Genomic DNA, 12,254 nt, shown 5'->3' with positions numbered 1-12,254 from the left:
GGGTCACTCCCAGGCGAGGGTGATCGGGTGGTTGGGGCGGTCCATGACGAACCGGCCAGCGGACGGGTCCGCGGTGGCGGGGGTGTCGGGGAGTTCGATGCGCAAGGTCCGGCCGCGGAAGCCGGCGTTCCAGACGCGGATCTGCTCGGCGACGAGATCGGCGAGGGCGGCGCCCGCGGGGCCGTGGCCGATCACGCCGGTCTCGTAGGTCTTGCGGCCGTCGGCGTCGGGCTCGCCGAGGCGCAGGGTGAGGTAGGCGAGGGAGCCGGCGTCGACGGTGGCCATGGCGCCCCAGCCGAACATGGGGTTCACGCCGCGCTCGCGCGCGTTGCCGGTGACGCTCATTCGCATGAGGGAGTTCGGGAGTGTGAGGGCCAGCCAGAGGTCCTGGTACTCGTAGGTGGTGCCGGCCGGGATGGTCACGCCGGTCCAGGTCTCGTGTCGTTCGCTGTCGAGGACGTCGGCCAGTAGGTCGGCGTCGATGGCCTGGTCCTGGTCCTTGTGGACCTGGAGGGTGACGTCGCCCTCGCTGGTGAGGGAGACGGTGCGGCGGGCGTCGTCCATGCTGCCTCGTAGCGGCATGAAGACGGCGAGCTGGTCGTCGACCGATGCCCAGCCGCCCTCGCCGCGCTCGAAGGCGATGACGCGGCTGGCGGTGCCGCGCAGGCGCAGCGGCAGGACGATCCGGCCGGTCGGCTTGACCTGCTGGAGCCAGGCGGTGGGCATCTCACTGGTGCTCACCGTGGCGATGACGCGGTCGTACGGGGCACCGTCCGGGTGGCCGAGGGCGCCGTCGCCGAGGACGACCTCGACGTTGGTGATGCCGGCGTCGGCAAGGTGCTTGCGGGCGCCGTCGACAAGGTCCTCGTCCACGTCCACGGTCACCACGTGCCCGCCGGGGCCGACGATGTGGCCCATGTAGGCGGCGTTGACGCCGGTGCCGGCTCCGGCCTCGAAGATCTTCTCGCCGGGTTGCGGGTCGAGCTGTTCGAGCATCAGGGCGACGATCGCGGGCTGGGAGGCGGCGCTGATCTGCGTGCCGCTGCCGTCGGTCTTGGTGTAGTTCGGGTTGTCCGCATAGGTGGCCTCCAGCGGGAAGCCGGGCAGGAAGGGTTCGCGGGGCACGGCGCGGAAGGCGGCCTCGACCGCGCCGGTGCGGATGGCGCCCTGGTCGAGCAGGCGGTCGGTGAGGGCGCCGCGCAGTTGCTCGGCGGAATCGGCTTCATTGCTGAGAGTAGTCATGTGGGTGACCCTAGTGGTTGCGTGGATGGCGGACGTCGAGGGCACGGGACCCTCGTCGGAGCGGAAGACGGCGTCCAACGCCCTTGCGGCCATGGCGGCTTGGTGATCGACCGGCAGGCCGGCGCGGTTGGCGTGGAAGACGATGTGGTGCGCGAGGACGGCGCGCAGACCGCGGGTGAGAACACCGTCGCGGGCGAGGCGGGCGAGATCCTGCCCGGTCTGTTGGAAGGCGTCGACCCAATCGCCGTGGTGGGCGAGCGGGGTGGTGCCGCGGGTGAGCGCCCAGGTGTCGAGGCGCATCAGATGCTGCATGGCGGCGGTCAGGGCAGCCGCCCGCTCGGGGGCCACGGGGGCGGCGACGTCGCGAAGCAGGGCGAACTTCGCCCAGACGTCGCCCTGTTCGTACCAGTCGAGTCCGGCGGCGCGGAGCATGGCGGAGACGAGGACGACGACGGTCTCGGCTCGTCCGAGCGTGGGCGTGCAGGGCTCGGCGGCCCGGGCCAGCAGGTGCCGGCTGTCGGCGTGGAAGAGCTGGTGGGCGACCTCCATGGCCTCGGGGCCACCGAAGACATGAGCCTCCGGCTCGTAGATCACGGTGGCCCAGCCCTCGACGAGCTCCTCCTTGACGAGTGTGTTCAGCAACGTGGTGACGGAGGGTTCGGGGACGGCGGCGCGGTAGCGCAGCCGCAGGCCCTCCTTGCGCATGTACCACCAACCCTCCAGCGATCCGGCCTCCTGGCCGGCGTTGAGGACGGGGGCGAGGCGGTCGGCGGCGAGGTGCTCGGTGGCTTTTCGGTCGACGGGGGTGATGGTGTGCTGAATCCAGTCGGTGGTCATCGGATCGGTCCTCGGTCAGGTGGTCAGGAGGCAGGTGTCCCAGCGGGTCGCGGGCGCGATGCCGGTGGCCGGGGCGAGCAGGGCGAGGGCGGTGCCGGCCGCGCCCTCCAGGAACGCGGGCCCCGCCGTCTCCAGGAGGCGGCGTGCTTGCTCGTCGGGGTCGGTGTGCGGAGGGTGGGTGGTATCCAGGAGCAGGTCGGCGGCCGAGCGCAGCCGGGCGGCGTTGCGCGGCGAGGCGTCGTCGGCGGCGCGGTGGGCGATGTGGGCGAGCCCGGCGTAGCCGTGGCAGGCCGACAGGCCGGTGGTCGCGGCGAGTGCCTTCGGGTCCGCCAGTGCGGTGGCGAGGGCGTTCTCGGCGTCGTGGCGCAGGTGAAGGTTGCCGAGGGCGAGGGCGGCGAGCTGCTGGGCGCGCGCGGTGCCGGCGGTGCCGTAGCACCAGCTCGGCCGCTGCGGCGCCAGTGGCTTGCGGCCGGGGCTGGTCAGGTGTGAGGGCGTGATCCAGTACGGCCAGGCGTGGCCGTCACGCCAGCGCTCCAGCCAGGCCAGGATGGTGCGGATCGCCTCGCGCTGGCCGTCGACCTCGACACCTTGCCGAAGCGCGAGGGAGAGCAGTGCGAGCGGGCCCGCGATGCCGTGCGCCACACCGGTGTTGGCGTGCCCGCCTGGGAATCGCTCGTCCGGCGTGCCGGACGGTCCGTCCGGGGTCCACCAGCCCGGCAGGACCTCGCCGTTGTGCTTGACGTCTTCGGTCAGGCGGACCAGGTAGCCCAGGACCTGGCGGATCGTCTCGCCGCCGGGGGCCCGGCGCAGGAGCACGGCGCCGACGCCGGCCAGGCCGCGGACGGCGTCGAACTCGGCCAGCGCGGGTAAGTCGGCGCGGTCGATCCGGGCGAGAGCTTCGTTGCAGCGACGCACCGCGTCGGCCGCCACGGTCTGGTCGAGGTGGGCGAGGGCGCGTTGGTAAGAGCCTGGCTGCGCCTGGGCGGCGCAGGTGAGAGCATGCGCGAGCGCAGGCGCGCCGTAGTACAGGTAGCTGTCCGCTCCGCTCGTGACCGGGGCGCCGGCCGCGACCGACAGCCAGGCGCGCACCGGCTCCCATGGGCCCCGGCCGGCGGCGGCGCGTTCGATGTGGAGCAGGGCGATACCCGAGGCGCCGTGGGCGAGGGACTGGCGCCACTGCGGCCGGGACGTCCACGTCGTCGGGGCATTGGCCGGGTTGGCGAGCAGCTCGGCGATCCGGTCGGACAGTCGCAGGGCGGGGTGCGGCGTGGTCACTGGTCACCGTCCCGGGAGAGGCGGGCGAGGGCGGCGGCACGGGCCAGGTAGAGGACCCGAGCCTCGTCGTCGAAGTCGATGCGGTACGCGCGGACGTAGGAGCAGTGCAGGAGAGAGCCGAGCACGTCGTCCGCCTCCACGCCCTGGGTGTGCGGACCGGGAAAGAAGTGGCGATAGGCGTCGAGCGCCTGGTGGCGCCGCGCCCAGGCGTCGACGATGGCGGCGCCCCTGGGCTCGGCACGCAGTGCCGCCCAGCCGCGAGCCGGGTCCGCAAGGCGTACGGCCTCCTTGAACACCGGCCTGGGCACGGCGGCCGGGGCCTGGGCGGGGACGTTGTTGACGAGCCAGCGCAGCCCGGCGGTGGCCGAGCCGGTGAACCCTGCCGCGATGGCGACCGCGTGGGCGGCGAGCAGTGCCTGCCGATCGGGCAGCGCGGGCTGGGACAGCTGGGCAAGGACGGCGGTGGAGTCCGCGCGGAAGACCTCCTCCGCTGCGGCCCAGGCCGGCCCCTCGCCCCAGCGGCCGGTCTCCGCGTACGAGGTCGGGTACACGACCTCGGACAGCAGGCCGGCCTGGTGGAGTTCGGCGGTCCAGGTGCTGATCACGGCGGCGGCGGGGCCGAAGGTGGCCGGGTCGGGCAGGGCGATGCGCAGCCGCAGGTGCTGGCGCGGGTCGCGGAAGCGCACGAACCACCACTTCGGGTGCCCGAGCCGTGCGAGGAGGTCGGGTAGGTGCCGGGCGAGGACGGTGTCCTGGCGTTCCAGGTCGCCGTAGAGGGAGGCGAGGAGCACGCGGGAGGTGCCCGGGGCGTCGCCGTGGCCTCGCTGCAGGATCCGGGCTGCGGTGGGTGTGGGCAGTCGTGGCCAGGCCGGAGCGCGGGTGGCGGTGACCGGGATGGCGATCTCGTGGGCCCGGCTGCCTGCCCAGCCGAGGTCGGCTGGGTCGGGCTCCTCGACGAGGACCGCGTGCGGCGCGGAGCGCAGGTGATCGCGCAGCAGCGCCCGGTGGCCGGGGTGGTCGAGGTCGAGCGGCAGGCCCTGGCTGTCGGCGGCCAGCATCACGTGCCGCGGGGCCCGGCGCCGCGTCACCCACGACGTGAGGACTTCGTCCCACACCTCCTGGGCGACGTTGCCGGAAGGGAGTTCAGCGGCGGTGAGCCGCCAGGCGGCCGGAGAGAGGATGACACGGCCGTGCCGCAGCCGGGGCCGGAACGGCAGCGCGTGGAGCGAGCCCCAGCCGAACCGGGTCACCTGCGCGGCCTGCGCACGGGACAGCTCGGTGATCAGCCGCGCGAGCGGCGGGGTGTGCGTGCGCAGGTTCAGGGCGTGGACGGCGGCGGCTTCAACCCGCACCCCAAGCGCCGGCGCCGCCAGGTACATGCGCCGTCCGTCGCAGCCCACCGCCAGGTCCTGCGGACCGAGGACACCTTCGGCGGCGCGGCGGTGCTCGGCGAGACTGATCACCAGCTGGCCGGTCGCCGTGCTGCGGGCGACGTGCCCGGTCGCCGCGTCCAGCGGCGGGAACGAGAGCTGCGCGGTCACGGCGTGCTCGTCCATCGTCGGCAGGTTCGTCAGCACGTCGACGAACGCCGCCCGGTGCCCAGGTTCGAGAAGGTGGAGGAAGCGGCCGACCGAGACACCGGCCGCCCGGGACGCCGACACCACCTCCAGCCGGAAGTCGCCCTGGCCGAGGGCCTGCTGGGATCCGGCGTGAAGGCGCGCCAGGATCTCCAGGTGCGGGGGCAGCCGAAGCGCGGCCGGGCCAAGGTCGAGCGCGGTCAATAGCGCCTCGTCGAGAACGACCTCGCGCTCGCCGTCGAGTGCGGCCCGCTGGGCGAGGGCGGCGAGTAGCTCGTCGCGTTCGTCGAAGCGTGGCACCTCGGAAGGCCGGGCGCCGGGGTAGCCGTCGGGCCAGCCGATACCGCTGTCCGCCACCATGTCGAGCAGTGGCACCAGGGCGCCGCGGCCGTAGCGCTCGTAGAACTTCTGATGGTAGGCCCGCCACGCTGCCGTGCCGTTGGGAGCGGCGCTGAGTCTGGCCAGAAGCTGGGCAGCTTGCTCAGCCTCGTCGGCCACCGCGTGCGGGAGGACGAGGTCGGCGTCCAGCCGCAGGTCGACAGCCGGAGCCGGAAGGCTGCCGTCAGCGGTACGCAGATCCACCAGGATCCCGGCCGCATCGGCGACTTGCTCGGCTCCGGCCTTCTCCACTGCGGTCAGGAGGTGCCCGAGATGGTCCGGGTCGGTCGCCGGTGCGTGAAGGTTCGTGATGAGTGCCCGCTGGGTGACGAGCTCGGACAGGATGCCGGTGACCTGTTCGGCGGTTGCGGCGGGGAACTCGGCGTGGACCTTGTCGGCCAGGTCCTGGAAGCGGAGCGGCTGGCGTGCGGCGGCGAGGACGAAGGCGACGGGCCGGGTGTGGCGCAGGGTCGTCTCGCCCGCGGCCGTGCCGCCGCCGGGCCGGACGACCGGCCGGTGGGGGACGACGAGCCGGTCGCCGCGCACATGGACGGTGTTGTTCGCGGTCACGTCCAGATTGGCCAGCAGGGCGGGGAGGTGCTCCAGCTGCTCGATCGCTCGTGCGAGCCGGGTTGCCGAGATGCGGGTGACAACGTGGTGCCCGTCGCCCCACCGCAGGTCGCAGGACGGTCCGAACGATGCTGCCTGCACGCCGGCGAAGTACCCGAACGGCGTGGGCCGGCCGGCCATACGCAGGAGGTAGCGGGCGGTGGAACGCACGACGCGCCGCACTTCGCGCGGATCGGGCTGAGGGGCGGCGGTGAGGCGGGCGACACGATCGGCGAGCACCGGGCTGGCCAGACCGAGAGCCTGGGCCAGGCGATCGTCGGCCCACACGGTGCGCAGCCATCCAGTCTGCTGGTGCGTCACAGCGGGGCCGTTACCGTCGAGGTCCGGCCAGGCAGGAACCGGCAGGTCGGGGCGCGCGACGGCGCGCACGAGCGCCACGCCGGCGGCGCGGTAGGAGGCCGTGGGAGCGGATGGGCGCATGGCGGCGAACCTCGGATCTCGGAGACGGGACAGGGCGGCGGCTGGTGCCCCGGGCGTACACCCGGGGCACCAGCCGGCAGGGTCAGTGCACGCCGGTGGTGCAGGCGCCGCAGGTGGCGCCGCAGCCGTCGTCGGTGAGGACCTGCAGGCTGGCCGCGTCGGTGGTCTCGACGGTGCTGACGTCGAGGTCGAACTCGTCGCCGACGACGGACATGGCGGCCTTGGTCTCGGCCGGGATCTTCTGAGCCATGGTGGCTCCTCCTTCGGAGGTTTCCCTTGCGGGACCTGGAGCCGGGGCGCGGGATGCGCCCCGCATCACCAGGAGACGGTGGGGCGGCAGTGCCGCCTGTCGACGGCCAGTTGCCCTGCGCGGGGCCGCAGTTCGCCGGGAGTGCCCGCGGAGTGGGCTTCCGCGGGCGGGGCGGTGGGGCTGGGTTGCGACCACGGCGCGAGGAAGCCGGGGCCGAGAGCGAGCGCGGAGTGCGGCTCACCCAGAGCGCGGAGTATCAGCCGCTCGCCCGAAAAGGCCGTGCGTCCGTGCAGCAAGCGGTGGTTGTCCAGCACGACGCCCTGTCCGGGGGCCAGGCGCAACCGCTGAGTGTTCCGGTCGATGGCCTGGCGAAGAGCGGGCAGATGCGCCTCGGCGTCGGGCGAGAACCGGGCGAGGTCATCCTGCCGCAACCGCAGTCGCCAGCGCCCGGCGGGCAGCTGCTGGAGGACCGGGGCGAAGTGGCCGCTCGATCCTCCGAAGTACGCGGCCCGGTCCGCAGCGAGTGCCTCGATCGCGGCGGGGTGGTGCGCGGCCAGCTCGGCGAGGACGTCCTGGGCGTCGACCAGCAGACTCTCGCCTCCCGTGTCGCCGGCCCGCGCGCACACCAACAGGAGCAGACGGGGCGGATCCGGGTACTGCGCGCACTCGGTGTGCAGGGCCAGGGCGCCGCGTCCCAGGCCGGCGAAGCCCGCCCGTCCGGCGTGGCGGCCGGTGTCGCGGATGACGGTCAGACCGTCCGGGTCGGCATCCCGGTGCTTCCAGAGCGAGGACATCAGCCGGCCGGCCGCGAGGAGCACATCGTCGCGCCCGCCCAGCCTGGCGAGCCTCACCAGCCCGTGCTCGCGCAGCACCGCTCCGGCTCGCTCGCGCACTGCTCCGTCCAGCACGCCTGCGGTGAACTCCTGGCCGCTGGTGCCGTTGATGTCGAAAGACGGCATGGTGGATCTCCCTCGTGGGGCCGAGTGGATGGGAGGCGACACACTCTCCACGCCGGACCGCTCCCATGGGAAGTGACAGATTGTCAAAGAGCGATCACCGGGCAACGGGGCGTTGCGCCACCGCGCAACTGCTACCTTCGACAAGCCCGTGCCCGCCCACGCGCCCCGGAAGAAGCGATGACCGGACAGACAGAACAGCCCTACGTGCCAACGGCTTTCCCGATCTCCATCAAGGGCGTGGTGCTCGACCCGCAGGGACGAGTGCTGCTGCTGAAGAACGAGCGCCAGGAGTGGGAACTGCCGGGCGGGAAGCTGGAGGGGACGGAGACGCCCGAGGAGCGGGTGGTCACGGAGATCAAGGAGGAGAGCGGCTGGACGGCGACCGCCGGCCCCCTGCTGGACGTGTGGATGTACGAGCCGATCCCCGGCCGCAAGGTCTTCATCGTCACCTACGGTTGCACCGCCACCGACGCGCACCAGGCCCCGGTCGTCAGCCATGAGCACAAGGAGGCCGGCCTCTTCCACCGCGACGAAGTGCCCGGCCTGGTCATGCCGCAGGGCTACAAGGACTCCATCGCCCACTGGTGCGAACTGCAGGACCGGGCCTGACCGGTGGTCCGGATCGACCCCTACGGTGGGATCCGCTGGCACTGGACCACCCCCAAAGCCCAGGACATCCTGCGCCGCCGCGCCCTGCCCGAGATCCTGCAGCTCTACCGCGACCTCCACGGCCTGCCACAACAGGAACTCGCCGACCTCCTCGGCTACTCCACCAGCTACGTCTCCCGCATCGAGACCGGCTCGCGCACGATCACCGACATCGGCGTCCTGCGGCACATCGCCGAACGCCTGGGCCTGCCGCCGCACTGCTTCGGCATCACCGACGACGCCGACGGAGACCACCAGCTCGTGATCCAGCTCGCCGAGTCCGTTCTGCGCCTGGCCGAGATCGCCCGCCAGGCCGGCCAGGCCACCACCGCCGTCGCCGAGTTGTGGCCACTCGTCGCCCGCCTGGAGGCCCGCACCGCCGACGGCCACACCGACCTCGACACCCTGCGCCTGCTCGCCCGAGCCCGGATCGGCCTCGGCGTTGCGCTCGGCCACGTGCTGCCCGAGGAGCGCCTGGCCACCGCGGCCCGCTGGACCGGCAAAGGCCTGAGCGTCGCCCGGCGCCTGGGCGATCCGGGCCTGCACGCCCACGCACTGCGTCACCATGGCAACGAGCTGCGCAAGTCCGGCTTTCACCCTCGCGCGCTGGACCGGCTCGGGCAGGCCCGCGACACCGCCAGCACCACCACCGAACGCGCCGAGGCGGTCATCCTGCTCGCCCGCGCCGCCGGAGCCGCCGGTAACGCCGCAGTCTTCGACGAAGCGGTCGAGGACGGCCGCCGACTCCTGAACGAAGTGGCGCCCAGTGCCCTGTTCTCCGAGTTCACCCTTCATGAGGTGCGCCTTCGCGGCCTCATGGGCACCGGCCGGGTCGCGGAAGCGGTCCGGCAGCTCGACCAGGCGCCGGCCGCCGGACTCGCAGCGACCTCCCAGTGGCGAATCATCGCGGCGATCACCGCCGGCGAGGTGCTGCTGCGCCAAGGGGATGCGACCGGAGCCGCGCAACAGCTGACCGCCGCAGTCGACGGGGCGACCCTCCACCGTCTGCCGCACCAGCTCCAGCGCGTCGTACGGGCCGGTCGCCGCCTGCCCGAAGTCCAAGGACGGGCGAACGACGCCCTGGCGCGGCTGAGGGCGGAGATAGCAGCCTGATGGCCGGCTCGGGGTTGCAGCGACGGACACGGCTGGTCCTCCTCTCCTTCGGGTGAACGGGTTTCGGGCAAGGAAGCTGGCGGGAGTCAGCGGGTGTGGGCCTGCCGGTAGTCGAATTCCTGCTGGTTGGCGAGACCGGTCATGAACGCCTCCTCGTCCCAGACCGAGACGAGGAGCGGGTGGTCGGACAGCCCAGGCAGAGGGATGACCTTGAACTCCCTGAGCGCTGGCAGCAGGACGCGGGAGGCGCGCTGGAAGTCGATGCGCTGGCGGGGCCCTTGGCGACCGGCGACGTGGGGATACTGGCTGGCGGTCGGTACGAGGGCGTCGGCCTGGCCGAGGTGGGTGGCCGCGTGGAGGGCGACGTCGTCGATTCCGACTCGGGTGAGGGCACGGTCGGGCTTGGTGTCGCTCTCGTTCCCGCCGCGGGTGCGGTGTTCCTGGTGGGTGCGGTCGAGGATGGTCGGCCAGTCCGGGAAGGGCTGCTGCTCCTGGCCAGAGGCGCTGTAGGAGTTGAAGTCCCCGCCGAGGAGCACCGCCCGGTCGGGCCGGTGCCAGGTGGCGATGTTGCCGGCCTCGATCCGGCGGCGTTCGGGCGAGCGGAAGCTCAGGTGCACCGAGGCGAGTTGGAGCGGGACGCCGCTCTCGCCGTGCTTCACGGACACGGCGCACGGCGGCAGCCACCACTCCTTTTCCTGCGGCCAGACGCCGGTCACGCGGAAGGTGTCCGGCCGGATGAACATCCCCGGAGGGTTGTCCGACTCCGGGGGAGCGGGCGGGGCGAGGAAGCCGCGCATGCCGAGCATGTGCTCGGCCTCGTGGAGCAGCCGTCCGCCCTCGGCGCGGGAGTGGCTCATCTCCTGCCGGAAGAGGACGTCGAACGGGTACTTCGCGAGGACCTCGTGGGCGGCGTACCACTTGTCGAAGTGGCCGCCTCCCCTGGGGTGCTTGGTGAAGCCGTCGTGGTCGAGGTTGAAGCTGCCGATCGTGATCGTGCCCATGGGCGTTCTCCTGGATGTGGGTGGACTGGGGCGTCAGGACCGGGTGCCCGCCAGGGCGCCTGTGGGAAGGCGGTCTCGCTGTCCGGGAAGGTGGACGCCGCCGCAGGCGGTCAGGCGCAGCGCGGTGTCGATCAGCGGGACGTGGCTGAAGGCCTGCGGGAAGTTGCCGACCTGGCGCTTGAGGTGCGGGTCCCACTCCTCGGCGAGCAGGCCGAGGTCGTTGCGCAGTGACAGCAGCCGGTCGAACAGGTCGCGCGCCTCCTGGACCCGGCCGATCATGGCGAGGTCGTCGGCCAGCCAGAACGAACAGGCCAGGAAGGCGCCCTCGTGGCCGGAGAGGCCGTCGACGTTGCTGCCGGTCTCGTCGTGGGTGGGGTAGCGCAGCACGAAGCCGTCCTCGGTGGACAGTTCGCGCTGGATCGCCTCGATGGTGCCGATGACGCGCTTGTCGTCCGGCGGCAGGAAGCCGACCTGGGGGATGAGTAGCAGGGAGGCGTCCAGCTCCTGGCCGCCGTAGTACTGGGTGAAGGTGTTGCGCTCCGGGTCGTAGCCCTTCGCACAGACGTCGGCGTGGATCGCCTCGCGCAGCCGTTCCCAGTGGGCGAGTTCGTCGGCGGTGGTGGTGGCACGGCGTCGCAGGAAGGTGATGGTGCGGTCGATGGCGACCCAGGCCATCACCTTGGAGTGGACGAAGTGCCGGCGCGGGCCGCGGACCTCCCAGATGCCTTCGTCCGGGTTCTGCCAGTGGTCTTCGGTCCAGCGGGCGAGGGCGTGCAGCATCGCGTCGGCGTCGCGGGAGGGGTGCAGTCCGGCGTTCTCGGCGGTGAGCAGGGCGTCGGCGACCTCGCCGGGGACGTCGAGCTGGAGCTGGCCGGCCGCGCCGTTGCCGATGCGGACCGGGCGGGAGTTCTCGTAGCCGGGCAGGTGGTCCAACTCGAATTCGGTCAGGTCGCGTTCGCCGCCGAGGCCGTACATGATCTGCAGCCGGTCGGCGTCGCGGCCGAGGGTGCCGAGCAGCCAGTCGCGCCAGGCCTCGGCCTCGTCGGTGTAGCCGAGGCGGGCGAGGGTGGTGATGGTCAGGGCGGCGTCGCGTAGCCAGGTGTAGCGGTAGTCCCAGTTGCGCTCGCCGCCGATGTCCTCCGGCAGGGAGGTGGTGGGGGCGGCGACGATTCCGCCGCCCGGGTGGCAGAGGCTCTTGAGGGCGAGCGCCGACCGCAGGACCTCCTCGCGGTAGTGGCCTTGGTAGGTGCAGCGGGACGCCCACTCGCGCCAGGACGCCGCGGCGCGGGTGAGCGCCGCGCGGGGGCTGCGTATGGCGGGGGCTGGGTTGAAGGAGGGGCACCAGGTGAGGGAGAAGGTGACGGATTCGCCTGCGGTGACGGTGAAGTTGGCGCGGGCGCCGTCCTCGGTGACGGTGTGGTGGAGGCCGTCGAGCCAGTAGGAGTCGGGGAGGACGGTGGCGCACAGGCGGGCGGTGTCGCCTCGTTCGGTGCGGGTGAACAGGGGAGTGGCGGAGCCGTAGCCGGGGCGGGCGCGGAACAGCGAGGTCATCTCGACCGTGCCGGTGAGGCCTTGGACGATCCGCACGATCCGGGCCGCCGTGGTGTCCAGCGGCATGAAGTCGATGAGCCGGACGCTGCCGGTAGGGGTCTCCCACTCGTGTTCCAGGACCATGGTGGCGTCGCGGTAGCGGCGCCGGTCGGCCACCAGGGGGAACCCGGCGGCGGCGGGGCCGATGCGCCAGAAGCCGTGTTCCTCGGTGCCGAGCAAGGCGGCGAACACGGCCGGGGAGTCGAACCGGGGCAGGCACAGCCAGTTGACGGTGCCGTCGGAGCGGACGAGGGCGCCGGTGGCGGTGCTGCCGATGAGGCCATGGTCCTCGATGAGCGACCGGGAGCGGTGCGGGGCAGAGAGCGCGGGCATG

The 12,254-nt window shown here is 72.7% G+C and carries 9 protein-coding genes; 2 read left to right on the top strand and 7 right to left on the bottom strand.

The features are described from left to right. Positions 1–3: 3 nt before the first annotated feature. The 5 genes from fxlM to ACIRYZ_RS15135 all read right to left on the bottom strand — a co-directional run bounded on the left by fxlM (position 4) and on the right by ACIRYZ_RS15135 (position 7,568). Positions 4–2,079: a methyltransferase, FxLD system gene (fxlM, locus tag ACIRYZ_RS15155; RefSeq protein ID WP_402943906.1), complete on the bottom strand. Its 2,076-nt coding sequence runs from the start codon at positions 2,077–2,079 to the stop codon at positions 4–6. A 15-nt stretch (positions 2,080–2,094) separates the two neighbouring features. Next, complete coding sequence (locus ACIRYZ_RS15150; protein WP_402943903.1) at positions 2,095–3,354, bottom strand: lanthionine synthetase C family protein; 1,260 nt, start codon at positions 3,352–3,354, stop codon at positions 2,095–2,097. Beyond that, entirely contained in the window at positions 3,351–6,359 is a 3,009-nt protein-coding gene (locus tag ACIRYZ_RS15145; protein ID WP_402943901.1) for a lantibiotic dehydratase, read from the bottom strand. The genes ACIRYZ_RS15150 and ACIRYZ_RS15145 overlap by 4 nt, the downstream gene beginning before the upstream one ends. 82 nt (positions 6,360–6,441) lie before the next feature. Continuing rightward, the gene (locus ACIRYZ_RS15140; protein ID WP_402943898.1) at positions 6,442–6,609 is read right to left on the bottom strand and encodes an FxLD family lanthipeptide; all 168 of its coding nucleotides are present in this window, start codon (positions 6,607–6,609) and stop codon (positions 6,442–6,444) included. A 65-nt stretch (positions 6,610–6,674) separates the two neighbouring features. Beyond that, a complete protein-coding gene (locus ACIRYZ_RS15135) occupies positions 6,675–7,568 on the bottom strand; it encodes a TauD/TfdA family dioxygenase (RefSeq protein WP_402943896.1) in 894 nt (297 codons plus the stop codon). Between the two features lie 177 nt (positions 7,569–7,745). On the opposite strand from ACIRYZ_RS15135, the gene ACIRYZ_RS15130 reads away from it, so the two are divergent. Together ACIRYZ_RS15130 and ACIRYZ_RS15125 are read left to right on the top strand one after the other, a co-directional pair. After that, a complete protein-coding gene (locus ACIRYZ_RS15130; protein WP_402943894.1) occupies positions 7,746–8,177 on the top strand; it encodes an NUDIX domain-containing protein in 432 nt (143 codons plus the stop codon). Positions 8,178–8,180: 3 nt separating this feature from the next. Then, positions 8,181–9,329, top strand: coding sequence for a helix-turn-helix domain-containing protein (locus tag ACIRYZ_RS15125; protein WP_402943891.1), 1,149 nt, complete (start codon positions 8,181–8,183; stop codon positions 9,327–9,329). An 86-nt stretch (positions 9,330–9,415) separates the two neighbouring features. Here ACIRYZ_RS15125 and ACIRYZ_RS15120 read toward each other — a convergent pair whose 3' ends face one another. Together ACIRYZ_RS15120 and ACIRYZ_RS15115 are read right to left on the bottom strand one after the other, a co-directional pair. After that, complete coding sequence (locus ACIRYZ_RS15120; RefSeq protein ID WP_402943888.1) at positions 9,416–10,330, bottom strand: hypothetical protein; 915 nt, start codon at positions 10,328–10,330, stop codon at positions 9,416–9,418. A gap of 33 nt (positions 10,331–10,363) precedes the next feature. Then, a complete protein-coding gene (locus ACIRYZ_RS15115) occupies positions 10,364–12,253 on the bottom strand; it encodes a glycoside hydrolase family 15 protein (RefSeq protein ID WP_402943886.1) in 1,890 nt (629 codons plus the stop codon). Between the last annotated feature and the right edge of the window lies 1 nt (position 12,254).

This window comes from Kitasatospora sp. NPDC101155, from assembly GCF_044768305.1.
Lineage (GTDB): Bacteria > Actinomycetota > Actinomycetes > Streptomycetales > Streptomycetaceae > Kitasatospora.
The sequence above is the reverse complement of the archived record's forward strand: the minus strand, read 5'-3'. Positions and strand labels throughout refer to the sequence as shown.

Bases quoted from the DNA above. Each gene is read 5' to 3' on its own strand.
- ACIRYZ_RS15145 (WP_402943901.1), bottom strand. From the start codon at position 6,359: ATGCGCCCATCCGCTCCCACGGCCTCCTACCGCGCCGCCGGCGTGGCG.
- ACIRYZ_RS15135 (WP_402943896.1), bottom strand. From the start codon at position 7,568: ATGCCGTCTTTCGACATCAACGGCACCAGCGGCCAGGAGTTCACCGCA.
- ACIRYZ_RS15130 (WP_402943894.1), top strand. From the start codon at position 7,746: ATGACCGGACAGACAGAACAGCCCTACGTGCCAACGGCTTTCCCGATC.
- fxlM (WP_402943906.1), bottom strand. From the start codon at position 2,079: ATGACCACCGACTGGATTCAGCACACCATCACCCCCGTCGACCGAAAA.
- ACIRYZ_RS15120 (WP_402943888.1), bottom strand. From the start codon at position 10,330: ATGGGCACGATCACGATCGGCAGCTTCAACCTCGACCACGACGGCTTC.
- ACIRYZ_RS15115 (WP_402943886.1), bottom strand. From the start codon at position 12,253: ATGCCCGCGCTCTCTGCCCCGCACCGCTCCCGGTCGCTCATCGAGGAC.
- ACIRYZ_RS15140 (WP_402943898.1), bottom strand. From the start codon at position 6,609: ATGGCTCAGAAGATCCCGGCCGAGACCAAGGCCGCCATGTCCGTCGTC.